26 protein-coding genes are annotated in these 23,558 nt (G+C 46.3%); all 26 read left to right on the top strand.

Annotated elements, in window-relative coordinates; genetic code table 11:
• The 26 genes from GCA01S_RS02820 (at position 1) to GCA01S_RS02695 (ending at position 23,523) form a co-directional block, all read left to right on the top strand.
• Positions 1 to 360 carry a response regulator gene (locus tag GCA01S_RS02820; protein WP_017437076.1) on the top strand — a complete coding sequence of 120 codons (360 nt, stop codon included), beginning with the start codon at positions 1 to 3 and terminating at the stop codon, positions 358 to 360.
• A 19-nt stretch (positions 361 to 379) separates the two neighbouring features.
• Positions 380 to 1,048: a flagella biosynthesis regulatory protein FliZ gene (fliZ, locus tag GCA01S_RS02815; protein WP_017437075.1), complete on the top strand. Its 669-nt coding sequence runs from the start codon at positions 380 to 382 to the stop codon at positions 1,046 to 1,048.
• The gene (gene fliP, locus GCA01S_RS02810) at positions 1,041 to 1,709 is read left to right on the top strand and encodes a flagellar type III secretion system pore protein FliP (protein ID WP_017437074.1); all 669 of its coding nucleotides are present in this window, start codon (positions 1,041 to 1,043) and stop codon (positions 1,707 to 1,709) included. Before fliZ ends, fliP begins: the two co-directional genes overlap by 8 nt.
• A gap of 14 nt (positions 1,710 to 1,723) precedes the next feature.
• Positions 1,724 to 1,993 (top strand): flagellar biosynthesis protein FliQ, encoded by a 270-nt coding sequence (fliQ, locus tag GCA01S_RS02805; RefSeq protein ID WP_017437073.1) that lies wholly within the window; start codon positions 1,724 to 1,726, stop codon positions 1,991 to 1,993.
• Between the two features lie 6 nt (positions 1,994 to 1,999).
• Positions 2,000 to 2,773 (top strand): flagellar biosynthetic protein FliR, encoded by a 774-nt coding sequence (gene fliR, locus GCA01S_RS20030; protein ID WP_042407094.1) that lies wholly within the window; start codon positions 2,000 to 2,002, stop codon positions 2,771 to 2,773.
• Positions 2,774 to 3,856: a flagellar biosynthesis protein FlhB gene (gene flhB / locus GCA01S_RS20025; protein ID WP_017437071.1), complete on the top strand. Its 1,083-nt coding sequence runs from the start codon at positions 2,774 to 2,776 to the stop codon at positions 3,854 to 3,856.
• Positions 3,857 to 3,875: 19 nt separating this feature from the next.
• On the top strand, positions 3,876 to 5,915 hold the full coding sequence (gene flhA, locus GCA01S_RS02790; RefSeq protein WP_017437070.1) for a flagellar biosynthesis protein FlhA: 2,040 nt from the start codon (positions 3,876 to 3,878) through the stop codon (positions 5,913 to 5,915).
• The gene (gene flhF / locus GCA01S_RS02785) at positions 5,912 to 7,042 is read left to right on the top strand and encodes a flagellar biosynthesis protein FlhF (RefSeq protein WP_017437069.1); all 1,131 of its coding nucleotides are present in this window, start codon (positions 5,912 to 5,914) and stop codon (positions 7,040 to 7,042) included. The genes flhA and flhF overlap by 4 nt, the downstream gene beginning before the upstream one ends.
• Positions 7,039 to 7,911, top strand: a complete 873-nt coding sequence (locus tag GCA01S_RS02780; RefSeq protein WP_017437068.1) for a MinD/ParA family protein — start codon at positions 7,039 to 7,041, stop codon at positions 7,909 to 7,911. Before flhF ends, GCA01S_RS02780 begins: the two co-directional genes overlap by 4 nt.
• Positions 7,912 to 7,919: 8 nt before the next feature.
• Positions 7,920 to 8,981 (top strand): protein-glutamate methylesterase/protein-glutamine glutaminase, encoded by a 1,062-nt coding sequence (locus GCA01S_RS02775; RefSeq protein ID WP_017437067.1) that lies wholly within the window; start codon positions 7,920 to 7,922, stop codon positions 8,979 to 8,981.
• A gap of 13 nt (positions 8,982 to 8,994) precedes the next feature.
• A complete protein-coding gene (locus GCA01S_RS02770) occupies positions 8,995 to 11,016 on the top strand; it encodes a chemotaxis protein CheA (protein ID WP_017437066.1) in 2,022 nt (673 codons plus the stop codon).
• A gap of 28 nt (positions 11,017 to 11,044) precedes the next feature.
• Positions 11,045 to 11,482, top strand: a complete 438-nt coding sequence (locus GCA01S_RS02765) for a chemotaxis protein CheW (protein ID WP_017437065.1) — start codon at positions 11,045 to 11,047, stop codon at positions 11,480 to 11,482.
• Positions 11,483 to 11,531: 49 nt separating this feature from the next.
• Positions 11,532 to 12,164, top strand: a complete 633-nt coding sequence (locus GCA01S_RS02760; RefSeq protein WP_042407092.1) for a chemotaxis protein CheC — start codon at positions 11,532 to 11,534, stop codon at positions 12,162 to 12,164.
• Positions 12,161 to 12,661 carry a chemotaxis protein CheD gene (locus tag GCA01S_RS02755; protein WP_017437063.1) on the top strand — a complete coding sequence of 167 codons (501 nt, stop codon included), beginning with the start codon at positions 12,161 to 12,163 and terminating at the stop codon, positions 12,659 to 12,661. The genes GCA01S_RS02760 and GCA01S_RS02755 overlap by 4 nt, the downstream gene beginning before the upstream one ends.
• 43 nt (positions 12,662 to 12,704) lie before the next feature.
• A complete protein-coding gene (locus GCA01S_RS02750; RefSeq protein ID WP_017437062.1) occupies positions 12,705 to 13,466 on the top strand; it encodes a FliA/WhiG family RNA polymerase sigma factor in 762 nt (253 codons plus the stop codon).
• A gap of 23 nt (positions 13,467 to 13,489) precedes the next feature.
• Positions 13,490 to 13,735 carry a hypothetical protein gene (locus GCA01S_RS02745; protein ID WP_026078620.1) on the top strand — a complete coding sequence of 82 codons (246 nt, stop codon included), beginning with the start codon at positions 13,490 to 13,492 and terminating at the stop codon, positions 13,733 to 13,735.
• A 9-nt stretch (positions 13,736 to 13,744) separates the two neighbouring features.
• Positions 13,745 to 14,248 carry a hypothetical protein gene (locus GCA01S_RS02740; RefSeq protein ID WP_017437060.1) on the top strand — a complete coding sequence of 168 codons (504 nt, stop codon included), beginning with the start codon at positions 13,745 to 13,747 and terminating at the stop codon, positions 14,246 to 14,248.
• A gap of 163 nt (positions 14,249 to 14,411) precedes the next feature.
• Complete coding sequence (gene rpsB / locus GCA01S_RS02735) at positions 14,412 to 15,119, top strand: 30S ribosomal protein S2 (protein WP_017437059.1); 708 nt, start codon at positions 14,412 to 14,414, stop codon at positions 15,117 to 15,119.
• A 165-nt stretch (positions 15,120 to 15,284) separates the two neighbouring features.
• Positions 15,285 to 16,169, top strand: a complete 885-nt coding sequence (tsf, locus tag GCA01S_RS02730) for a translation elongation factor Ts (RefSeq protein ID WP_017437058.1) — start codon at positions 15,285 to 15,287, stop codon at positions 16,167 to 16,169.
• Positions 16,170 to 16,289: 120 nt separating this feature from the next.
• Positions 16,290 to 17,012 carry a UMP kinase gene (gene pyrH / locus GCA01S_RS02725; protein WP_017437057.1) on the top strand — a complete coding sequence of 241 codons (723 nt, stop codon included), beginning with the start codon at positions 16,290 to 16,292 and terminating at the stop codon, positions 17,010 to 17,012.
• A gap of 2 nt (positions 17,013 to 17,014) precedes the next feature.
• Positions 17,015 to 17,572, top strand: coding sequence for a ribosome recycling factor (gene frr / locus GCA01S_RS02720; protein ID WP_017437056.1), 558 nt, complete (start codon positions 17,015 to 17,017; stop codon positions 17,570 to 17,572).
• A 156-nt stretch (positions 17,573 to 17,728) separates the two neighbouring features.
• Positions 17,729 to 18,505 (top strand): isoprenyl transferase, encoded by a 777-nt coding sequence (locus GCA01S_RS02715; RefSeq protein WP_042407090.1) that lies wholly within the window; start codon positions 17,729 to 17,731, stop codon positions 18,503 to 18,505.
• Positions 18,506 to 18,510: 5 nt separating this feature from the next.
• Positions 18,511 to 19,305, top strand: a complete 795-nt coding sequence (locus GCA01S_RS02710; RefSeq protein WP_042407087.1) for a phosphatidate cytidylyltransferase — start codon at positions 18,511 to 18,513, stop codon at positions 19,303 to 19,305.
• A gap of 20 nt (positions 19,306 to 19,325) precedes the next feature.
• Complete coding sequence (locus GCA01S_RS02705) at positions 19,326 to 20,468, top strand: 1-deoxy-D-xylulose-5-phosphate reductoisomerase (protein ID WP_042407086.1); 1,143 nt, start codon at positions 19,326 to 19,328, stop codon at positions 20,466 to 20,468.
• 17 nt (positions 20,469 to 20,485) lie between these two features.
• On the top strand, positions 20,486 to 21,745 hold the full coding sequence (gene rseP, locus GCA01S_RS02700; RefSeq protein WP_017437052.1) for an RIP metalloprotease RseP: 1,260 nt from the start codon (positions 20,486 to 20,488) through the stop codon (positions 21,743 to 21,745).
• Positions 21,746 to 21,822: 77 nt separating this feature from the next.
• Complete coding sequence (locus GCA01S_RS02695) at positions 21,823 to 23,523, top strand: proline--tRNA ligase (RefSeq protein WP_042407084.1); 1,701 nt, start codon at positions 21,823 to 21,825, stop codon at positions 23,521 to 23,523.
• The last annotated feature ends 35 nt before the right edge of the window (positions 23,524 to 23,558 follow it).

Here is a 23,558-nt window from a genome sequence, read left to right as displayed (position 1 = left end):
ATGGCCAGAATATTAGTGGTAGATGACGCAGCATTTATGAGAATGATGATTAAAGACATTTTAACGAAAAATGGGCACGAAGTAGTAGCGGAAGCGGCGGATGGACGGCAGGCGATTGAAAAATACAAGGAAACCCGTCCGGATATCGTCACGATGGATATTACGATGCCAGAGATGGATGGCATTACCGCCTTACGAGAGATTAAAAAAATTGACAGCAACGCCAAAGTGATTATGTGTTCGGCAATGGGGCAGCAGGCAATGGTTATTGACGCGATTCAAGCGGGGGCGAAAGATTTTGTCGTCAAGCCGTTCCAAGCCGACCGCGTCATCGAAGCAATCAACAAAACACTCGGCTGATGTAAGAGGTGGAATACATTTGTTTCCGTCACGGGTCATTTTATTATGTCTATGCCTTATCATCGCGGCCGCTGCGCAAACAGGTTTTCCTGCTTTCGCGCAGCAGTCGCCGACGGTAAAAGAATGCCTGCAGCGTCCTAGCTTATGCGACCAACCGGCAAATTCGCCGAAAAGCAAAGCGGCGCCGGCTGAACAAGCACAGCCATCGCCTTTTTCCGTTTGGGACATTGTCCGCTTAATCGGAGCGACGCTGCTGGTGATTGCCTTAATTTACGGGCTGCTAAAATTTCTTTACCGCCGCGGCCAGCTGCTTCCTGGAAAAAAGGGAGTGATTGAGCATCTTGGCGGGACAAGCGTCGGCGCGAACCGCTCTGTCCAGCTAATCAAGGTCGGAAACCGCATTCTTGTCATTGGCGTCGGCGAATCGATTCAGCTGTTGTGCGAGATTGCTGAAGAGGACGAAATGAAAGAAATTTTAGCGCTGCATAACGAGCGGCTCGAGCACATGCTCGAACCGGGCAAATGGGGAGCACGGCTGCGCGATTATTTAGCGGATAAACGGAAGCAGTCAAACGGGGCTAATGATCGGTTTCGCAACATGCTGCTAAAAGAAATGCAGGAGCTATCCGTGAAACGAAAACAATTGTTGGAGCAGATGAAACAGAAGGGATCGACATTGGATGAATGAATTAATGAGCATGTTTAATGAGGTTGCTCCTGAACATGTATCCATATCGGTTAAGCTGCTGCTGCTGTTAACCGTATTGTCTATTGCTCCTGGCATTTTAATCATGATGACATGTTTTATACGCATTGTGATCGTGTTGTCGTTCGTCCGCACATCGCTCGGAACGCAGCAAATGCCGCCTAATCAAGTGCTCGTTGGCTTAGCGCTGTTTTTGACGTTTTTTATCATGGCGCCGACGTTTAAAGAAATCAATGATCAAGCACTGCAGCCGTTATTCTCTGAAAAGATTAATTTGGAACAGGCGTACGAACGAGCGTCTGTGCCGATTAAGGAGTTTATGAGCAAGCATACCCGGCAAAAGGATTTGGCGCTGTTTTTATCGTATAGCGGCGCCAAAAAGCCGAAAACGGTGCAAGATATTCCGCTGACGACGCTTGTTCCAGCATTTGCGATCAGCGAATTGAAAACGGGATTTCAAATGGGATTTATGATTTTTATACCATTTCTTGTCATCGATATGATAGTCGCTAGCGTCTTGATGTCGATGGGAATGATGATGCTCCCTCCTGTCATGATATCGTTGCCGTTTAAAATTTTATTGTTTGTGCTTGTTGATGGCTGGTATTTAGTTGTGAAATCACTGCTAGAAAGCTTTCAGTAAAGTAGGTGGCAATGATGAGTGCCGATTTTGTGATTCGGATTGCCGAACAAGGAGTGTACATGATTTTAATTGTCTGCGGGCCGCTGCTTTTATTATCATTGGCGGTTGGGCTGATCATCAGCATTTTTCAGGCAACGACGCAAATTCAGGAGCAGACGTTGGCGTTTGTTCCGAAAATTGTCGCTGTCCTTGTTGGGCTTGTTTTTTTCGGGCCGTGGATGCTGTCAAAAATGGTGTCTTACGCCCATGATATTTTAAACAATTTAACACAATTTATAGGCTGATGCGCGATGGAACCATTACTGTTGCATTTTCCGGCGTTTTTGCTGGTGTTTGTGCGCGTTGCTTCCTTTTTTGCTACCTTGCCGCTGTTTTCGTATCGAACGATTCCGAACGTACATAAAATTGGATTATCTTTTTTCCTTAGCTGGATCATATTTTTTGCCATTTCGCAGCCAACGGTTGCTATAGACGAAATGTATGTATTGTTAGTGCTAAAAGAAGTGCTCGTTGGTCTCGGGATTGGCTTGTTTGCTTATATGATTATGGCGGTGGTTCAGATTGTCGGCGGATTGATTGATTTTCAAATGGGATTTGCGATTGCCAATGTCATCGACCCGCAGACAGGAGCGCAAAGTCCGCTAATGGGGCAATATTTGTATACGTTTGCCTTACTGTTATTGCTTTCCGTCAACGGACATCATCTTCTGCTCGATGGCATCTTTTACAGTTATCAATTTATTCCGCTTGACCAGTGGCCGCGGTTTGCTGACAGCCATGTCGTTCCATACATCGTTAAATCGTTTGGCATGATGTTTGCCATCGCTTTTCAAATGTCTGTTCCGCTCGTCGGCTGTTTATTTTTAGTCGATGTGGCGCTCGGCATCGTTGCCCGCACCGTGCCGCAACTGAATATTTTCGTCGTCGGGTTTCCGGTAAAAATCGTTGTGGCATTGATTTTATTCATCGCAACAATGGCGGCGTTGTTTATCGCCGTCCGCCATTTGTTCGATGTGATGTTTGTATCGATGCGCGAGCTGATGCGGCTTTTAGGAGGCACATAAATGAACGGATTGCGCCTTGATTTGCAGTTTTTTGCCGAGGAAAAAACGGAAAAAGCGACACCGCGGAAACGGCAGGAAGTGCGGGAAAAAGGGCAAGTGGCGAAAAGCGCCGACATCAATACCGCGATGGTCATGCTTGTTGTATTTCTCGTTTTATTCTTTTCCGGAACGTACTATAAAGAAAAAATGCTGCATTTGTTGTCCCAATCATTTGAGCAATACGCCCGTGCTGATTTAACGATCGATTCGGTTCATCTTCTTTTTATCAACTGGTTAAAAAACACGGCATTGATCATCGCACCTGTTTTTTGTGCAGCGGTTGCCGCCGCCTGTTTAGCTAATTTTTTGCAAGTAGGGTTTTTATTTACGACGGAGCCTTTAAAAATGGACTGGAACAGGCTTAATCCGATCCAAGGGCTGAAGCGGATTATCTCATTGCGTGCAGTAGTAGAACTGTTAAAATCGCTTCTAAAAATTGGCATTGTTGGAATGGTGACATTTGCTTTGTTATGGCTTCAGCTCGATCATATTTTGTCGTTGACAACGAAATCGTTAAGCGCGACATTAAGCTCGTTAGCTAGTTTAACGGTAAAAATGGGGCTTTATGCCTCTGTGGCGCTGTTGTTTCTTGCTATTTTCGATTACTTGTACCAACGTTTTGACTTTGAGAAAAATATTCGCATGTCCAAGCAGGATATTAAAGATGAATACAAAAAGACAGAAGGAGACCCGCTAATTAAATCAAAAATGAAGCAAAAACAGCGGGAAATGGCGATGAAAAGAATGATGCAGGAAGTGCCGAAAGCCGATGTAGTCATCACCAACCCGACCCATTACGCCGTCGCGCTGAAGTATGAAGACGGAAAAATGGATGCGCCGATGGTCGTAGCGAAAGGGGCGGATTATGTGGCGCTAAAAATCAAACAACTAGCAAAAGAGCATGATGTCGTGACCGTAGAAAATCGTCCGCTTGCCCAAGCGCTGTATCGGCAAACGGAAATTGGCGACATGATTCCGGAAGAATTTTTCAAAGCGGTAGCGGAAATTTTAGCATACGTGTACCGCTTGAAGCGAAAAGTTTAGCAGTAAGGAGAGAACATGTATGCAAGCAAAAGATTTATCCGTATTATTGATGGTCGTCTTAATTGTAGCAATGCTAATTATTCCGCTGCCGTCCTGGCTTTTAAGCGTATTGATCATCATCAATATTTCGCTTGCGCTGTTAGTTCTCCTTACGTCGATGAATATGAAAGAGCCGCTGCAATTTTCCATTTTTCCTTCGCTTTTGCTGCTGCTCACGCTATTTCGTTTAGGACTGAACGTTTCCACCACCCGTTCGATTTTAAGCAAAGGGGAAGCGGGCGGTGTTGTGGAAACATTTGGGACATTTGTTGTCGGGGGGAATGTTGTCGTCGGCTTTGTCGTATTTTTGATTTTAATTATCATCCAGTTTGTCGTTATTACGAAAGGAGCGGAACGGGTATCAGAAGTGGCGGCCCGCTTTACGCTTGATGCGATGCCGGGAAAACAGATGAGCATTGATGCCGATTTAAACGCCGGAATGATTTCCGAACAAGAGGCGCGGCAACGCCGGGAAAAAGTGGCACGGGAAGCGGACTTCTACGGGGCGATGGATGGAGCGAGCAAATTCGTTAAAGGCGATGCGATCGCCGGATTGATTATTGTTGTGATTAACTTGCTTTTTGGTATGGTCATCGGCGTTGTCCAGCAGGGGCTTGACATTTCCGAAGCGGCACAGCGCTACACATTATTAACGGTTGGCGATGGAATCGTCAGCCAAATTCCGGCGCTGTTAATTTCGACCGCTACCGGTATTGTTGTGACAAGAGCGGCATCTGACAGCAACCTTGGCGGCGACATTATGAAACAGCTGTTTGCCTTTCCAAAAATGTTATATGTCACAGCAGGAACGATTTTCTTGCTCGGCCTGTTTACGCCGATTAGCGATGTGCTGACGATTCCGATCGCGGGCTTGCTTGCGCTTGGCGGATACCGTTTTTCCGTGCGGGAGACCCATCCGGAAACAGCCGCTATGCAAGATGAAGCAGAAGAAGCGGAAATGGATGAATTAAAAAGCCCGGAAAGCGTCATTAACCTGCTTCATGTCGATCCGATTGAGTTTGAGTTTGGCTATGCGCTCATTCCGCTTGCTGACGCCAACCAAGGCGGCGATTTGCTCGACCGCATCGTTATGATCCGCCGCCAGCTGGCGCTCGAGCTCGGGCTGGTGATTCCGGTTGTCCGCATCCGCGACAATATTCAGCTGCAGCCGAATGAGTACCGGCTGAAAATCAAAGGGGATGAAGTAGCGCGCGGCGAATTGCTCTTGGATCATTATTTAGCGATGAGTCCGGGAATCGAAGATGATTCGGTAGAGGGGATCGACACGGTGGAACCGGCATTTGGCCTTCCTGCGAAATGGATTTCCGAGCAGATGAAAGAGAGAGCGGAAATGCTGGGTTATACGGTCGTCGATCCGCCGTCGGTTGTATCTACCCATATTACGGAAGTGTTGAAAACTCATGCGCATGAATTGCTAGGACGCCAAGAAACGAAACAGCTTATCGACCATTTAAAAGAATCGTATCCGGTATTGGTGGAAGAAGTGACACCGAATCCTCTTTCCGTCGGGGAAGTGCAAAAAGTGCTGGCCAAACTGCTGAAAGAAAAAGTATCAATCCGCAACTTGCCGCTCATTTTTGAGACGTTGGCCGACTTTGCCCGCATGACGACGGATACCGATATATTAGCGGAATACGTGCGGCAGGCGCTGGCACGGCAAATTACAAGCCAGTATGCGATTCCAGGCGAGCCATTAAAAGTCATTACCTTATCCGGAAAAGTGGAAAAAACGGTGGCGGAGGCGGTGCAGCAGACGGAACATGGCAGTTACTTGTCTCTGGATCCGACGCTGTCTCAATCGATTATCGAAGCAATTGCCGCACAGCTTGAGAAGCATGTATTTGCAAACCAAACACCAATTTTGTTATGTTCTCCAGCCGTTCGCATGTATGTGCGGCAATTGACGGAACGCTATTTTCCAAACTTGCCTGTTTTATCCTACAATGAGCTGGAGACAAATGTGGAAGTCCAAAGCGTTGGGATGGTGGAGATCGAATGAAAGTAAAAAAATTTGTTGCGCCGTCGATGTCGGAAGCAATGAAAATGATTCGTGCCGAACTTGGAAGCGATGCGGTGATTTTAAATTCCAAAGTCGTTCATAAAGGCGGGCTTTTTGGGCTGTTTACGAAAAAAAATATCGAAGTGATCGCCGCTGTTGACCCGCAGCCGATCCGTTCGAAAGCGGTGGGGAAAAAAGAAGAAGTTTCATTTTCCTCCTCGTTTCTGAATGAAAAAAAAGGGAGAGAAGATGGAAAGCTGCTTTATGAATTACAAGAGCTGAAGGCGCTGATAAAGCAGCTTTCCGCCAATGCCATGACCGGCATTCCTTCTTATCCAGCCCCGCTTAGCAAAGTGCAATGCCGGCTTGAAAGCCAAGGCATTTCCGCTTCATTAGTCCAGGACATTGTAGCTGCCTTATTGGAAAAATGGTACGTAGACGGCGGAAAAGCGCCGGAAAAACAGGTGATTGCCTGGGCTAAAGAAATAATGAAAGAAAAATTGGCATCCGTTCCGTTTGGGGGCATTTCGCTGCGAAAAAAATATATTAATGTCGTCGGACCGACCGGCGTAGGCAAAACGACGACGCTGGCGAAAATCGCAGCCCGCTGCGTATTGGAGCAAAGGAAAAACATCGCGTTTATTACGACCGATACTTATCGGATTGCGGCTATCGAACAATTAAAAACGTACGCGCAAATTTTAAACGTACCGCTGGAAGTCTGTTATAATTTGCAAGATTTTCAAGAGGCGAAGAAAAAATTGTCCGACCGCGATATCGTCTTTATTGATACGACAGGGCGGAATTTCCGCAATCCGCAATATGTCAAAGAGTTGCGACACATCATCGATTTTGACGAAGAAATGGAGACGTTTCTCGTATTTGCCCTCACGGCAAAATACGAAGATATGAAAACAATCTATGAACAGTTTTCCCTTGTTCCGATCGATCGCTTTATCTTTACGAAATTAGACGAAACTACTTCGTATGGGGCGATGTTTAATTTAATGATGGAATATAACGTAGGAGCGGCTTACTTTACTAACGGACAAAATGTACCGGACGACATTAGCGAGGCGTCGCCGGAACAACTGATAAACATGCTGTTTGGGGTCGAAGGAAGATGAAAGATCAGGCAGAAAACTTGCGGTTGCGTTTAGGCAGGCAAAACGGGCAAAAACGAATCACGAAAACGATCGCTATTACGAGCGGAAAAGGCGGGGTTGGCAAATCCAACGTCTCTCTCAATTTTTCTATCATGTTGTCGCGGCGCGGTTTTCGGGTATTATTGCTGGATATGGATATTGGAATGGGAAATATTGATATTTTGCTTGGGCAATCGTCACCGTTAACGATTGTTGACTTGTTTGCGAAGCAGCTTCCGTTGCAAGAACTGATTAAAACAGGTCCGGACAACATATCGTTTATTGCCGGCGGAACGGGATTGACCAACATTTTTACGATGGACGAGGAAAAAGTCGACTATTTTCTAACAGAGCTGCAATCGGTATCAGCGCAATATGACTATCTTATTTTCGATATGGGAGCTGGCATTTCCGAAGATCGACTCTATCTATTAAAGGCTGTCCATGACATTTTTATTGTCACCACGCCGGAGCCGACAGCCATCACTGATGCGTATGCGATGATGAAATATATGTATACGCAGGAAAAGGAGATTCCGCTGTACGTCATTGCGAACCGCGTGCGGACGGACAAAGAAGGACGTGAGACGTTAGAGCGTCTGAAACGGGTAGCGAAACAATTTTTGGACAAAGAGGTGATTCCGCTGGGCATGCTGCCGGAAGACCGCACCGTTGCGAAAGCGGTAGTACGGCAAACACCGTTTTTGCTGTTTGATCCCACTGCTAAAGTAAGCCGTGCTATGCATACGCTAGCGGACCGTTATTTATCGGCCGGCGCAGTGGCGCAAGAGAAAGAGAGGGAGCCATTTCATTTTTTTGCCAGACTGCGTCACTTTTTACTAGAAAGGTGAGGCCACCCATGGATCAAGTGAAAGTGCTTGTCGTCGATGATTCGGCTTTTATGCGGAAAATGATTGTCGACTTTCTTTCGGAAAACCCGCACATCGAAGTGGTAGGAACGGCGAGAAACGGGAAGGAAGCGTTAGAAAAGATTTTACAATCACATCCCGACGTCGTGACGATGGATGTGGAAATGCCGATCATGAACGGACTGGAGGCGCTCAAGCAGATCATGCAGGAACATCCGCTTCCGGTTGTCATGGTATCGAGCACGACGACGGAAGGGGCGGAAAATACGATCACCGCTATGCAATATGGTGCCGTTGATTTTGTCGCGAAACCATCTGGCTCCATTTCGCTCGATTTATATAAAGTAAAGGAAGAGCTGACTAGTAAAGTGCTGCTGGCGAGCCGTGCCAATGTCCGGATCATTTCCAGAAACAGCAAATCTGGCAAAATTGCCGTCAATCATTGGATAAAGCCATTTTCGCATCAGGCGCCTCAGCGCAAAAAAGTGATCGGCATCGGCACATCCACAGGGGGGCCGCGCGCATTGCAGCTTGTACTGACTAAATTTCCGGAAAATTTCCCTGCGCCCATCGTCATCGTCCAGCACATGCCGAAAGGCTTTACCAAATCGTTAGCGCAACGGCTTGATGCGCTTTCGTCTATAACGGTGAAAGAGGCAGAGGATGGGGAAACGTTGCAAAATGGTACGGCATATATTGCGCCTGGAGGCTATCATTTATTAGTTCATGAAGCAAAAGGGATGCTGACGGCCCGCCTCGAACAGTCGCCGCCGCGAAACGGTCACCGTCCTTCCGTCGATGTGCTGTTTGAATCGCTCAGTACCGTAACGGATTACGAAAAAATAGCTGTCATTATGACGGGGATGGGATCGGACGGAACAGCGGGATTAAAAAAGCTGAAAGAAAACGCCGCCACGAAAGTGATCGCCGAAGCGCAGGAGACGGCAGTGGTGTTTGGAATGCCGAAAGCAGCGATTCAGGCGAACGTTGTCGATGACATTGTACCTTTAGAAGAAATTGCCGGAGCCATTATCAAATATGTGGAAGGGTAAGGGGGAAAAGAAAATGGATATGAGCCAATATTTAGAGATATTCATTGACGAAAGCAAAGAGCATTTACAGGCCATCAATGAACAGCTGCTAGAATTAGAGAAAGCGCCGGAAGATATGGCAATCGTCAATGAAATTTTTCGTTCCGCCCATACGTTAAAAGGAATGTCAGCGACGATGGGGTTTGATGATTTAGCCAATTTAACCCATCAAATGGAAAATGTGCTGGATGGCATTCGCAATCATAAAATTGCCGTTACCCCGGAAATATTGGATGTTGTATTTCAAGCAGTCGATCACTTAGAAGCGATGATTATGGCGATTGCTGCAGGCGGCGACGGCAAACGCGACGTAAAAGAAGTGGTGGAGCAGTTAAAGCGGATTGAACAAGGAGAAGTCCCCTCCTCGGCGGAGCGACCGTCCAATACTTTTTCGGTACCGCTTAGGCAAACATACGGGGAATTTGAGTATAATGTGCTGCAGCAGTCCAAAGAGCAAGGCTTTTCCGCCTATGAAATCCGCGTGAAATTGCGGGCAGACTGCTTGTTAAAATCGGCGCGTGTCTATATGATTTTTGAAGCATTAAACGAGGCGGGCGAAGTGATTAAATCAACTCCCCCTGTCGAGATGCTTGAAGAGGAGCAATTTGATCAAGAGTTTTTGCTAACGGTAGTGACAAAGCAATCAGCGGAACAATTATATGAGCGACTGATGAAAGTTTCTGAAGTAGAAGAGGTAGAAGTTGTACCGCTCGATATCGATAGACGGAAGGAAACGGACGGTGCGGGAGAAGAACATGAAACCGCGCTTAGGCAGCAAGCGGCGGCCGTTCAAGAGGAAAAGGGGAAAACGACGGAGAAAAATGTGGCGGCAAGACAATCGGCGCCGCCGAATAAAACGATTCGCGTCAATATTGAACGACTCGATATTTTAATGAATTTGTTTGAGGAGCTCGTCATTGACCGTGGGCGGTTAGAACAAATTGCCCGTGAATTGAATCATCCGGAATTGAATGAAACGGTGGAACGGATGTCGCGTATTTCTAGTGATTTGCAAACGATTATTTTAAACATGCGCATGGTTCCGGTAGAAACCGTGTTTAACCGTTTTCCACGCATGGTCCGGCAATTGGCGCGCGAATTAGGGAAAAAAGTAAACTTGGAAATCATCGGCGCGGAAACTGAGCTCGACCGTACTGTCATTGATGAAATCGGCGACCCGCTCGTCCATCTTCTCCGCAATGCGATCGACCACGGCATTGAAACGCCTGATGTACGCCGGGCAAGCGGCAAGCCGGAAGAAGGAACCGTGAAGTTAAAAGCATACCATAGCGGCAATCATGTGTTTATTGAAATTGAAGATGACGGAGCCGGCATTAAGCGGGAAAAAGTGCTGCAAAAAGCGCTCGATCGTGGAATCGTCTCCCAGCAAAACATTGCTAATTTAACGGACAAGCAAGTATATGAACTAATTTTTGCGCCAGGCTTTTCCACCGCCGATCATATTTCCGATATTTCTGGGCGCGGGGTGGGGCTTGATGTTGTCAAAAGCACGATTGAATCGCTTGGCGGAACGGTGACGGTAGATTCGGAAGAAGGGAAAGGGTCGATTTTTTCCATTCAATTGCCATTGACGTTATCGATTATTTCTGTATTGCTTGTAGAGATTCAGCAGGAAAAATACGCGATTCCCTTATCATCGATTATTGAAACAGCCATTATTAAAAAAGAAGATATTTTACATGTGCATAATCAGCAGGTGATTGATTTCCGTGGAAAAGTAGTTCCGCTTGTATTTTTGAAAGACATTTTTGAAGTGCCAGCGGCAGCGGCGGAAGAGGAAGTGGTTTCCGTGGTGATCGTTCGCAAGGGGGGAAAAATGGCAGGACTTGTTGTCGATTCGTTTATCGGGCAGCAGGAAGTCGTATTAAAATCATTAGGAAACTATTTAACATCCGTCTTTGCGATTTCCGGTGCAACGATATTAGGTGACGGCCAAGTAGCGCTTATTATCGACTGCAATGCGCTAATTAAATAATTTGTTTGATTGGAAGGGGAAACGTAAAATGACGGCGATTCAAGGAGTCGAATGGAAAGTAATTGCTTTCCAGTTAAAAGATGAAGAATATGCCATCCCAGTTCAATATGTCCGCTCTATTGAAAAAATTCAGCATATTACCCGCGTGCCGCGCACGGCGCATTATGTCAAAGGAGTAATCAATTTACGCGGTGTCGTTACGCCGATTATTGACTTGCGGGAGCGGTTTGGCTTTCCTTCCGTGCCGTACTCTGAACAAACGCGCATTATTATCGTCTCCATCAAAGATTTCGAGGTCGGATTGATCGTCGATGCGGCCAATGATGTGCTCGACATCCCGTCATCAAGCATGGAGCCGCCGCCGGAAGCGATTGGAACGGTGGCAGCCGATTATATTCACGGGGTTGCCAGATCCGGAAAAAGGCTATTAATTTTGTTAAATTTAGAAAAAGTACTGGAAAAATAAGTCGGTTTCCCGTTGATTTTTCGCATTACTGGAGAGGAGCTGCTGCTTTATGGATCATATTCGCAAACTTACCGGCACCCATATTGATATTTTAAAAGAAATCGGCAATATCGGGGCGGGAAATGCGGCGACGGCGCTGTCCAAGCTATTAAACAAAAAAATTGAAATGGCGGTTCCGCATGTGCAAATTGCTGCATTTGATGAAATGATGGAGCTGATCGGCGGGGCCGAGCAAGTCGTAGCATGTGTGTATTTGCGCATTGAAGGTGATGCGCCGGGAAATATGTTTTTCGTCTTGTCACTCGAGCAGGCGGAGCGTTTTATCCGGCAGATGACCGGTGATGAAACGTTTTCGTTTCGTGAACATTCGACTGAACTAGGACAATCCGCATTGCAAGAACTAGGAAACATCCTTGCCGGTTCCTATCTTTCCGCTTTGGCCGACTTTACTCATTTAGTGCTTTATCCGTCCGTCCCGATGCTTACCGTCGATATGATTGGCGCTATTTTGCAGTATGGGCTGCTCGAATTGTCCCGCGCCGGCGATTATGCCATTTTGATTGATACTGCAGTATATGATGAACGGCGTCCAGAAGACAGTGTCAATGGCCACTTCTTTTTGCTCCCTGATCCAGATTCGTTTGCCTCTATCTTTCGGGCGTTGGGTGTGGAGCTTCCATGAGTGAAACGATCCATATCATAAAAGTTGGCATTGCTGATATGAATGTTGTGCGTGCACCAAATGTCATTCGTACGACTGGATTAGGGTCGTGTGTCGGTGTCGTGATTTTTGATCTGATGAAAGAGGTGGCTGGAATGGCCCATGTGATGCTTCCCGATTCCGCGATGGCAAGATCGGAAACGGTCAATGCGGCCAAATATGCTGATACAGCGGTGGCGGCGCTCATCGAGCTTGTTCTCGAGGCAGGGGGAAGAAAAGGAATGTTAAAGGCAAAAATAGCCGGCGGGGCGCAAATGTTTTCCTTCCCTTCGCAAAGCAGCGACATGATGCGGATTGGGGCGAGAAATGTCGAAGCGGTAAAATGGCAGTTAAAGCGTTTTCGTATCCCGATCGTTGCCGAAGACGTCGGTGGCAGCAGCGGCAGAACGATTGAGTTTAACCCGCAGACGGGCGTTTTATCGATTCGCACGGTTAATCAAGGAGTCAAGGAAATATAACAAAGGAAACAGCGGCATTTTCAAATAAACGGGGTGGAACAATATGGCACATGTGTTAGCGGACGAAGAACGGAAATATTGGGATAGCTGGGTAGAGCACCGCGATCCGCAAGCCGGAGATAAGCTCGTACAGCTATATATGCCGCTCGTTCATTATCATGTGCAGCGAATTGCGGTGTCGCTGCCGAAAAATATTCACAAACAGGAATTAGTCAGCCTCGGGCTGATTGGTCTTTATGATGCACTGGAAAAATTTGATCCTTCGCGCGACTTAAAATTTGATACATATGCGTCTTTTCGCATCCGTGGTGCCATTTTGGACGGGCTGCGCAAGGAAGATTGGCTCCCGCGCAGCATAAGAGAAAAGGCGAAAAAAATTGAGGAAACGATCGAAAGGCTGGAACAGCGGTATATGCGCTCCGTGACAGCAAAGGAAGTCGCCGCTGAATTAGGGATGACAGAAGAGGAAGTGTATACGGTAGCCAACGAGAACTTTTTCGCCAACGTGTTATCTTTCCAACAAGTTGTGACAGAGGAGGAAGAAGAAACGGCGCCTTTAGCCGTTCGCGATGAAAAAACGCCATCTCCGGAAGAAGAAGTGATCAAACAGGAGCTGTACGAAAAATTAGCGGAAGTAATTGAACAGCTAAGCGAAAAAGAGCAGCTTGTGATTAGTTTATTTTATAAAGAAGAATTGACATTTACAGAAATCGGCGAAATTTTAGGGCTTTCTACCTCAAGAATTTCCCAACTTCATTCTAAAGCGATTTTTAAGTTGCGCAAAATTTTAGAAGCGGCGCTTTAAGACGGAAAGGAAGGTAGATGGCATTGGATATGAAGCTAGCGGAGCTGCAAATCGCTTTCCCGAAGACATATGGCGCCGGGAATATGCAAAATGTGCTGCACCAGCATTCACAAATCGTGCAATCGCAGCTTGCAGAAGCGGCAAAAAAACAAGATGCCCGCACGCGTAAGCAAGTAACCGAAAAGCGCACAAGCGCGAATATCGGCCGCAAGCGACATGGCGGCAATATTCATCCATATAAAGGAAAAACAATTGACATTAAAGGATAGTGGAAAACCATGCTTGCATTTTTGCTCACGATTAGTTTTCTTCTTCATGCGCTTTCCTTATGGATCATTATTTTGCTTTATTTGCGATTAGCCAAGGTAAAAGAAATCGAAAAGCAGCAGCAGCAAATGACGGAAGAGATGGAACAAACATTTTCTGCCTATTTATTAGAGTGGAAGGAAGAAAACGAACGCTTCTTAGCAGAGCTGGCGGCAATATTGCCAAACCGCACTCAGACGGACCATTCACCGCCAAAAGACAGCGCCGAGCCGCAGGCGGAAGGCAACGAAACAACGGCGCCAAGCGAAGAAACGGAAACGGAAGCGCTCCCTAGCTATTTTCCAAACATCGATGAGATAAAAGATGTTGTAGATATACGTCAACAGCCGGCTTCTTTCGCCGCCGCTCGCGTTCGGCAGCTTTACGAACAAGGAAAAACAGTAGAAGAAATCGCGAAAATCCTAAAGAAAGGAAAAACAGAAGTGGAGTTATTGTTAAAATTCCGCCAAAAGTAGGCAAATAATTGCTTGATTTGTCACAGGCAGTTATGATATATTTTTACATGGTGTGAATACACACGTCCATCGATTTAAGCAACGGTGCTGACGTAACATCGTCAGTCTTGCTTAAAGATGACATGGGCGGAGGAATAAAAACCAAAATATAGGAGGAACCAACATGTCGGTCATTTCGATGAAACAATTGCTTGAAGCTGGTGTTCATTTCGGACATCAAACTCGCCGTTGGAATCCAAAAATGAAAAAATATATTTTCACGGAACGCAACGGCATTTATATTATCGACTTGCAAAAAACCGTCAAAAAAGTAGAAGAAGCATACAACTTCGTCAAAGAATTAGCAGCAAACGGCGGCAAAATCTTGTTTGTCGGCACGAAAAAACAAGCGCAAGAATCGGTGAAAGAAGAAGCAGAACGCTGCGGCATGTTCTATGTCAACCAACGCTGGCTAGGCGGTACGCTAACGAACTTTGCGACGATTCAAAAACGCATTAAGCGTTTAAGAGAAATTGAAAAAATGGAGGAAGACGGCATTTTTGACGTGCTTCCGAAAAAAGAAGTCATCCGCTTAAAGAAAGAGCAAGAACGTTTAGAGAAATTTTTAGGCGGCATTAAAGAAATGAAAGAATTGCCGGACGCTCTGTTTGTCATCGACCCGCGCAAAGAGCGCATCGCAGTTGCGGAAGCGCGCAAATTAAACATTCCGATCATCGGTATCGTGGATACAAACTGCGATCCGGATGAAATCGACTATGTCATTCCAGCAAACGACGACGCGATTCGCGCGGTAAAACTTCTTACTTCGAAAATTGCCGATGCGGTATTAGAAGCAAAACAAGGCGAAGAAGCAGTCGTTGCTGCCGAGTAATTTGGTTTAGAAAGGTGATAAGAGGGGGAAAGCCTTTTATCACCTTTTTTTGAGACAGAAAATCGCTCTTCTTGGCTATACTACGAATACGGCAGAAAACAAAATTTGCTTTGCGAATTTTGTTTAAACGATACATACATGCGATTTTAAAGGAGGATTTATTTGATGGCGATTACAGCACAAATGGTAAAAGAACTGCGCGAAAAAACAGGCGCGGGAATGATGGACTGCAAAAAAGCATTGATGGAAACAAATGGTGATATGGACAAAGCGATCGATTGGCTTCGCGAAAAAGGAATCGCCAAAGCGGCGAAAAAAGCGGACCGCATTGCGGCAGAAGGAACGACGCTTATTGAAACAGCTGGCAATACCGCCGTTATTTTAGAAGTGAATTCGGAAACAGATTTTGTGGCGAAAAACGAAGCGTTCCAAACATTAGTAAAAGAGCTTGCCGCCCACTTGCTAAAACATAAGCCGGCTACGCTGGAAGAAGCGCTTGGGCAAACAATGGATAACGGATCTACCGTTCAAGATCATATTAACGAAGCGATTGCTAAAATTGGTGAAAAAATCACGCTGCGCCGCTTTGAAATTATGGAAAAAGGTGACAATGACGTTTTCGGTGCGTACTTGCACATGGGCGGCCGCATCGGCGTATTAACATTATTAGCAGGTACGACAAACCAAGAAGTGGCGAAAGATGTGGCTATGCACATTGCGGCATTGCATCCGAAATACGTTTCCCGCGACCAAGTGCCACAGCAAGAAGTTGAACATGAACGTGAAGTGTTGAAACAGCAAGCACTAAATGAAGGAAAACCGGAACATATTGTCGAAAAAATGGTAGAAGGCCGTTTAAATAAATTTTATGAAGATGTTTGCTTGCTAGAACAAGCGTTTGTAAAAAATCCGGATGTAAAAGTGCGCCAGTATGTTGAATCGAACGGTGCGACGGTAAAACAATTCGTCCGCTATGAAGTCGGCGAAGGCATTGAAAAACGCCAAGATAACTTTGCCGAAGAAGTCATGAACCAAGTAAGAAAGCAATGAAGCAAAGCAACAGGGAACACACACCGTGTTCCCTATTTTTAAAATGGCATGTTGTAATCCTGCCAGAACATCGTTTTCAGTGATCACTGTTTTTCCTAATTAGCTGCATGGAGGTTTGACATGGAAAAACCAAAATACAAGCGTATTGTTTTAAAGTTAAGCGGTGAAGCGCTTGCTGGCGAACAAGGATTTGGCATTAACCCTGCGGTCATTCAGTCGATTGCAAAACAAGTAAAAGAAGTGGCCGAACTCGGCGTGGAAGTCGCTATTGTTGTCGGCGGCGGCAATATATGGCGCGGAAAAACCGGAAGCGAAATGGGAATGGATCGCGCCACTGCAGACTATATGGGAATGCTGGCGACGGTCATGAATTCGCTGGCACTTCAAGATAGCCTTGAAAATCTCGGAGTGGAAACGCGGGTGCAAACATCGATCGAGATGCGCCAAGTAGCTGAACCTTACATACGAAGAAGAGCGATCCGCCATCTCGAGAAAAAACGCGTTGTTATTTTTGCGGCCGGCACTGGAAATCCGTATTTTTCAACAGATACGACGGCTGCATTGCGCGCGGCGGAAATTGAAGCCGATGTCATTTTAATGGCGAAAAACAATGTGGACGGCGTATATAGTGCAGATCCGAAAGTGGATGCCAATGCCGTAAAATATGACGAACTATCGTATTTGGATGTCATTAAACAAGGATTGGGCGTCATGGATTCTACCGCTTCGTCGTTATGCATGGACAACGATATTCCGTTAATCGTTTTTTCGATTACAGAAGAAGGAAATATCAAGCGTGCTGTTTTAGGTGAAAATATCGGAACAATCGTAAGGGGGAAGTAAGGATGGCTCAACAAGTGATCAATAACGCGAAAGAAAAAATGGATAAAGCGGTGCAGGCGTTCAGCCGTGAACTGGCGACGATTCGCGCCGGAAGAGCGAATCCAAGTTTGCTTGAAAAAGTCACGGTCGATTACTATGGTGTGGCGACGCCAATTAATCAATTAGCAAGCATCAGCGTGCCGGAAGCCCGTTTGCTTGTCATTCAGCCTTATGACAAATCAGTGATTAAAGAAATGGAAAAAGCGATTTTAGCTTCCGATTTAGGGCTGACGCCATCGAACGACGGATCGGTTATTCGCATTGTCATTCCGCCATTGACGGAAGAACGGCGCCGTGAGCTGGTGAAGCTGGTGAAAAAATATTCAGAAGACGCCAAAGTCGCGGTGCGCAACATTCGTCGTGATGCGAACGATGAATTGAAAAAACTTGAGAAAAATGGCGAAATTACCGAAGATGAATTGCGTGGCTACACGGAAGATGTTCAAAAACTTACCGATGATCATATCGCCAAAATTGATGCGATTACCAAAGAAAAAGAAAAAGAAGTAATGGAAGTATAATCGAACAAGGAAAACCCTCTATATTTATGGAGGGTTTTTTTGTTATAATGAAGAGGCAAAAATAGGACAGGGGAAAAATAATGCAAAAATTGCGTTGGGGTACGCACTAGTCGCATAGTACATGAATGGTAAAATATTTTCATACGGAGGACTAGTATGTTTAATAAAATTTGGAAAAATAAAGTGGAGGAATCTTTTTCTCCCACTAGCTACACAAAAGAAGAAATACTGCAAAACCCGATCCCGAAACATGTGGCCATCATTATGGACGGAAACGGGAGATGGGCGAAAAAACGGGCGCTGCCGCGGGCAGCGGGCCACTACGAAGGGATGCAGGTTGTTCGTAAAATCACTCGTTTTGCCAACGAACTCGGCATTCAAATATTATCGCTATATGCCTTTTCAACAGAGAATTGGAAGCGGCCGAAAAGTGAAGTGGATTATTTAATGAAGCTTCCGGAACAGTTTTTAACGACATTTCTTCCTGAATTAATAGAGGAGAACGTAAAGGTGCGGGTCATGGGCCATACGGAGCAGCTTCCCGACCATACCCGCAGAGCGGTGGAAAAAGCGATTCGCGAAACAGAAAAAAATACCGGGTTAATTCTCAACTTTGCTTTAAACTACGGAAGCCGGGCGGAAATTACATACGCGGTGCAGAGAATTGCCAAAGAAGTGCAAAAAGGGACATTGGCACCGGAAGCAATTACAGAACAAATAATATCCTCTTACTTAATGACAAAAGAGCTGCCTGACCCGGATTTACTCATTCGCACAAGCGGCGAAATCAGGTTAAGCAATTTTATGCTATGGCAGCTCGCCTATACGGAATTTTGGTTTACCGATGTCCTATGGCCGGACTTTACCGAGCAACATTTATTAGAAGCGATCGCCGTCTTTCAACAGCGTGATCGCCGGTTTGGAGGAATATAAACGCGATGAAACAGCGAGTCATTACTGGAGTGATTGCGGCCGCTTTATTTCTGCCGATTGTTATTTTTGGCGGATTTCCGTTTATAATAGTAACATATATATTAGCGACGGTCGGGCTGTTTGAATTATTGCGCATGAAGCGCCTGCGCGTCGTTTCTCCTGAAGGGGTGATCAGCTTTGTCGTTTTATGGCTGCTGCTTCTTCCCCAGCAATATGAAAGCGGGCTTGCGTCTTTCCACGTAACCAAACTTGGGCTGCTGCTGTTAGGCGCCTTCTTATTGCTTGCGTATACGGTGGTGACGAAAAACGCCTTTACCTTTGATGAAGCGGGGTTTATTCTTTTATCCATTCTTTACGTAGGTTTCGGATTTTATTGTTTTAGCGAAATTCGCTCCATTGGTTTAGCGTATATGGTTTATGCTCTGTTTATTATATGGGCAACCGATATCGGGGCATATTTTATCGGGCGTGCCTTTGGAAAGCGAAAATTATGGCCGGAAATCAGCCCAAATAAGACTGTGGAAGGTTCCATTGGCGGAATCATTTGCGCTGTCGCCGTCGCCGTAGTTTATCAATGGACAACAAATCTTTTTCACAGCATCGGTTTTGTATTGGTGATGACGATTGTTCTTTCCATCTTCGGACAATTGGGAGATTTAGTCGAATCAGCATTTAAGCGGCATTACGGCGTAAAAGATTCCGGGAATATTTTGCCGGGTCACGGCGGGATTTTAGATCGCTTTGATAGTTTATTATTTATTTTGCCTATTTTATACTTTTTCATTAGCATGGCGCTATAAGGGAGTTAGGAGTGAAGACATTGAAATATATTAGTATATTAGGGGCGAGCGGTTCGATCGGTACGCAGACGCTCGATATCATTCGTTCCCATCCCGATGAATTTCGGCTAGCGGCTGTTTCGATTGGAAAAAATGTCGATATGGCGCGGGCGATGATTGAAGAGTTTGCCCCCCGTCTCGTTGCCGTCGCCGATCGGGATGCGTATGATAAACTGCGGAGCGAATATGCAGGCAAAGTAAAAATCATTTATGGGGAGGAAGGATTAATAGAAGCGGCCGTTTTTCCGGAAACGGATATCGTTGTAACGGCTGTTGTCGGCAGCGTTGGCCTCGTGCCGACGCTAAAGGCGATTGAAGCAGGCAAAACAATTGCGCTCGCAAATAAAGAAACGCTTGTAACAGCAGGACATATTGTGACGGAAGAGGCAAAAAAACGGGGAGTTGCTCTGTTGCCGGTTGACAGCGAACATTCCGCTATTTTTCAATGTTTGCAAGGGGAAAAACGAGAACAGGTGGAAAAAATTATTTTAACCGCGTCCGGCGGCAGCTTTCGCGATAAAACGAGAGAAGAGCTGAAGCACGTAACGGTAGAAGAAGCGCTCCGTCATCCTAACTGGTCAATGGGCGCAAAAGTTACGATTGACTCGGCAACGATGATGAATAAGGGACTGGAAGTCATTGAAGCGCATTGGCTTTTTGAACTGCCTTATGAGCAGATCGATGTATTATTGCATCGTGAAAGCGTCATTCATTCGCTTGTTCAATTTCGCGATACAAGCGTCATTGCCCAGCTTGGAACACCGGATATGCACGTGCCGATTCAATACGCGCTGTCTTATCCGGAACGCTTGCCGCTAAGCGTCAAACCGCTTGATTTGGCGCAGATTGGCACCTTAAACTTCAAACGGATGGATTTGGAGCGTTACCGTTGTTTGCGGTTTGCGTATGAAGCAGGAAAGGCGGGCGGATCGCTGCCGACAGTATTAAATGCAGCCAATGAAGAGGCAGTCGCCGCTTTCCTTGCCGGCCGCATCGCATTTCTTGACATCGAAGAATATATCGAACGCGCCCTTGAGTGGCATGAAATGATCAAAGAGCCATCGCTTGAGGAAATTCGCCGCATAGATGCGGAAACGCGCAAATACGTTCAGTCACTACTATAAAAAAGGTGGTTGAAACATTGGAACCAATTATTGCATTTGTTGTTATTTTCGGTGCGCTTGTCTTTTTCCATGAACTTGGCCATTTGCTTTTCGCAAAGAGAGCCGGAATTTTATGCCGGGAGTTTGCCATCGGCTTTGGCCCAAAAGTATTTTCCTTTAAGAAAAACGAAACGGTCTATACCATTCGTCTGCTTCCGTTAGGCGGTTTTGTCCGCATGGCCGGCGAAGACCCGGAAACGGTGGAAGTAAGGCCAGGGCAAGTGGTTGGCTTGGAGCTCGACCGTAATGGCAACGTCGATAAAATTATTATCAATCATAAGGACGACTATCCAAATGCGAGAATTATTGAAGTAGAGGATGCGGATTTAGAGCACCGCATGTATATTACCGGCTATGTAGACGGAAACGAGGAGCGGCTGGAACGATTTACAGTGAACGAGCCTGCTTTCTTTGTCGTTGATCATCAAGAAATTCAAATCGCTCCTTATCACCGCCAATTTGTGGCAAAGACGTTAGGGCAGCGGACGATGACGATTTTCGCAGGACCGCTGATGAACTTTGTACTTGCTTTCGCCGTGTTTTTAATCATTGGTTTGTTGCAAGGATATCCGGTTGACAAACCGATCATCGGGGAACTGACAGAAAAAGGAGCTGCGAAGGAAGCCGGCCTCCGGCAAGGAGATGTCGTCCTTTCGATTGACGGCGAGCCAGTCAAAACGTGGACGCAAATTGTCAATATTATCCGCGCCCATCCGGAAGAGAAATTGTTGTTTAAAATACAGAGGGATGGAAAAGTAATGGATATTGCGGTAACCCCTGAAGCCAAAACGGTACAGGGAGAAACCATTGGCTTAATCGGTGTGTACGGACCGATGGAAAAATCGGTGCTCGGTTCATTAAAACAAGGCATGCTGGAAACGTACTATTGGACGAAAGAAATTCTTGGCGGCCTCGGACAGCTAATCACCGGCCAATTTAAGCTCGATATGCTGTCAGGACCGGTCGGCATTGCTGTTTCGACTGGAAAGGTCGCGGAGTCGGGAATTTATTATTTAATGAAATGGGGAGCGATTTTAAGCATCAACCTTGGCATTGTCAACCTGCTGCCGCTTCCTGCCCTTGATGGCGGCCGCCTGCTCTTTTTCGCCATTGAAGCGCTGCGGGGCGAGCCGATTGACCGTCAGAAAGAAGGAATGGTTCACTTTATCGGTTTTGCGCTCCTCATGCTGTTAATGCTTGTCGTTACATGGAACGATATTCAAAAATTTTTCCTATAAAATGGTGTGAAAGAAGGGGCATGTTCTCCCTTCTTTCCCGAAAACAAAAGAGATAGAGAAAAAAGAGGTGCGAGAAGATGAGACAAAGCCAGTCGTTTATTCCAACTTTGCGAGAAGTTCCGGCAGATGCGGAAGTAAAAAGCCATCAGCTTCTTTTGCGCGCCGGATTTATCCGGCAAAGCGCCAGCGGTGTATATACATTTTTGCCGCTCGGACAGCGCGTGCTGCAAAAAGTAGAAGCGATTATCCGCGAAGAAATGAACCGCGCCGGAGCGATCGAATTGCTCATGCCGGCGCTGCAGCCAGCGGAATTATGGCAGCAGTCTGGACGCTGGTATTCATACGGTCCGGAGCTGATGCGCCTGAAGGATCGCCATGAACGCGATTTTGCGCTCGGGCCGACGCATGAGGAAATGATTACGGTGCTCGTGCGCGATGAAGTGAAAACATATAAGCGCCTGCCGCTGACGCTTTATCAAATTCAGGTAAAATTCCGTGATGAAAAACGCCCGCGCTTTGGGCTGCTGCGCGGCCGCGAATTTATTATGAAAGATGCCTATTCGTTCCATACATCGCAAGAAAGCTTAGATGAAACGTACAAAAAAATGTATGAAGCTTATTCTAATATTTTCCGGAGATGCGGCTTAAATTTCCGCGCCGTCATTGCTGACTCGGGAGCGATCGGCGGAAAAGATACGCATGAATTTATGGTATTGTCGGATATCGGCGAAGATACAATCGCTTACTCTGATGCGTCCGATTATGCCGCCAACATCGAAATGGCGCCGGTCATTACGACTTATGAAAAAAGCGATGAGCCGCTTCGTGATTTGGAAAAAGTGCACACACCGGGACAAAAAACGATTGAACAAGTCGCTTCCTATTTACAAGTGACGCCGGAAAAATGCATCAAATCGCTGCTCTTCAAAGTTGATGACCGCTACGTACTCGTGCTTGTCCGCGGCGACCATGAGGCGAATGACGTCAAAGTGAAAAATTTATTTGACGCCTCGATCGTAGAGCTGGCAACACCGGAAGAAACGAAGCAAGTGATGAACTGTGAAATCGGTTCCCTTGGCCCAATTGGCGTGGGAGAAGCGGTTACCGTTGTTGCCGATCATGCGGTAAAAGCGATCGTCAACGGCGTATGCGGGGCAAATGAGGAAGGATATCATTATATCGGGGTAAACCCTGAACGCGATTTCACTGTAGCGCAATATGCTGATTTGCGCTTTATTCAGGAAGGGGACCCGTCTCCGGATGGAAAAGGAACGATCCGCTTTGCCCGCGGAATTGAGGTCGGCCATGTCTTTAAATTAGGAACAAAATATAGTGAAGCGATGAATGCGGTTTACTTGGACGAAAACGGCCGTTCGCAAACGATGATTATGGGCTGCTATGGCATTGGCGTCTCGCGTCTTGTGGCGGCGATTGCCGAACAGTTTGCCGATGAAAATGGTCTTGTCTGGCCAGCGGCGGTAGCGCCGTTTGACGTTCACCTTATTTCCGTCAACGCGAAAAACGACGAGCAGCGCCAGCTTGCTGATGAATGGTATGAAAAGCTCGGACAAGCCGGTTTGGAAGTGTTATATGATGACCGTCCGGAACGCGCCGGCGTCAAATTTGCCGACAGCGATTTAATTGGTATTCCGATTCGCGTGACGGTTGGAAAACGGGCAAGTGAAGGAATCGTTGAAGTAAAAGTGCGGCAAACGGGCGAAACGATGGAAGTATCGGTGAATGAACTTATTGATACGATTCGCCGTCTGCTGCAATGACAAACGAGAGAAATGGACAAGGGCTGTGCTGATGA

This window comes from Parageobacillus caldoxylosilyticus NBRC 107762 (assembly GCF_000632715.1).
GTDB classification, from domain to species: Bacteria; Bacillota; Bacilli; order Bacillales; family Anoxybacillaceae; genus Saccharococcus; species Saccharococcus caldoxylosilyticus.
Note: the sequence above shows the minus strand (reverse complement) of the source record. Positions and strands in the feature narration are given on the sequence as shown.

What these genes read in the sequence shown, in the direction of transcription:
- GCA01S_RS02750 (WP_017437062.1), top strand. Translation starts at nt 12,705, where the DNA reads ATGGCACATGTGTTAGCGGACGAAGAACGGAAATATTGGGATAGCTGG.
- tsf (WP_017437058.1), top strand. Translation starts at nt 15,285, where the DNA reads ATGGCGATTACAGCACAAATGGTAAAAGAACTGCGCGAAAAAACAGGC.
- fliP (WP_017437074.1), top strand. Translation starts at nt 1,041, where the DNA reads ATGAATGAATTAATGAGCATGTTTAATGAGGTTGCTCCTGAACATGTA.
- GCA01S_RS02820 (WP_017437076.1), top strand. Translation starts at nt 1, where the DNA reads ATGGCCAGAATATTAGTGGTAGATGACGCAGCATTTATGAGAATGATG.
- GCA01S_RS02760 (WP_042407092.1), top strand. Translation starts at nt 11,532, where the DNA reads ATGGATCATATTCGCAAACTTACCGGCACCCATATTGATATTTTAAAA.
- GCA01S_RS02780 (WP_017437068.1), top strand. Translation starts at nt 7,039, where the DNA reads ATGAAAGATCAGGCAGAAAACTTGCGGTTGCGTTTAGGCAGGCAAAAC.
- frr (WP_017437056.1), top strand. Translation starts at nt 17,015, where the DNA reads ATGGCTCAACAAGTGATCAATAACGCGAAAGAAAAAATGGATAAAGCG.
- flhA (WP_017437070.1), top strand. Translation starts at nt 3,876, where the DNA reads ATGCAAGCAAAAGATTTATCCGTATTATTGATGGTCGTCTTAATTGTA.
- GCA01S_RS02740 (WP_017437060.1), top strand. Translation starts at nt 13,745, where the DNA reads ATGCTTGCATTTTTGCTCACGATTAGTTTTCTTCTTCATGCGCTTTCC.
- GCA01S_RS02695 (WP_042407084.1), top strand. Translation starts at nt 21,823, where the DNA reads ATGAGACAAAGCCAGTCGTTTATTCCAACTTTGCGAGAAGTTCCGGCA.
- rpsB (WP_017437059.1), top strand. Translation starts at nt 14,412, where the DNA reads ATGTCGGTCATTTCGATGAAACAATTGCTTGAAGCTGGTGTTCATTTC.
- GCA01S_RS02770 (WP_017437066.1), top strand. Translation starts at nt 8,995, where the DNA reads ATGGATATGAGCCAATATTTAGAGATATTCATTGACGAAAGCAAAGAG.
- pyrH (WP_017437057.1), top strand. Translation starts at nt 16,290, where the DNA reads ATGGAAAAACCAAAATACAAGCGTATTGTTTTAAAGTTAAGCGGTGAA.
- GCA01S_RS02755 (WP_017437063.1), top strand. Translation starts at nt 12,161, where the DNA reads ATGAGTGAAACGATCCATATCATAAAAGTTGGCATTGCTGATATGAAT.
- fliQ (WP_017437073.1), top strand. Translation starts at nt 1,724, where the DNA reads ATGAGTGCCGATTTTGTGATTCGGATTGCCGAACAAGGAGTGTACATG.
- GCA01S_RS02765 (WP_017437065.1), top strand. Translation starts at nt 11,045, where the DNA reads ATGACGGCGATTCAAGGAGTCGAATGGAAAGTAATTGCTTTCCAGTTA.
- GCA01S_RS02715 (WP_042407090.1), top strand. Translation starts at nt 17,729, where the DNA reads ATGTTTAATAAAATTTGGAAAAATAAAGTGGAGGAATCTTTTTCTCCC.
- fliR (WP_042407094.1), top strand. Translation starts at nt 2,000, where the DNA reads ATGGAACCATTACTGTTGCATTTTCCGGCGTTTTTGCTGGTGTTTGTG.
- flhB (WP_017437071.1), top strand. Translation starts at nt 2,774, where the DNA reads ATGAACGGATTGCGCCTTGATTTGCAGTTTTTTGCCGAGGAAAAAACG.
- GCA01S_RS02775 (WP_017437067.1), top strand. Translation starts at nt 7,920, where the DNA reads ATGGATCAAGTGAAAGTGCTTGTCGTCGATGATTCGGCTTTTATGCGG.
- flhF (WP_017437069.1), top strand. Translation starts at nt 5,912, where the DNA reads ATGAAAGTAAAAAAATTTGTTGCGCCGTCGATGTCGGAAGCAATGAAA.
- GCA01S_RS02710 (WP_042407087.1), top strand. Translation starts at nt 18,511, where the DNA reads ATGAAACAGCGAGTCATTACTGGAGTGATTGCGGCCGCTTTATTTCTG.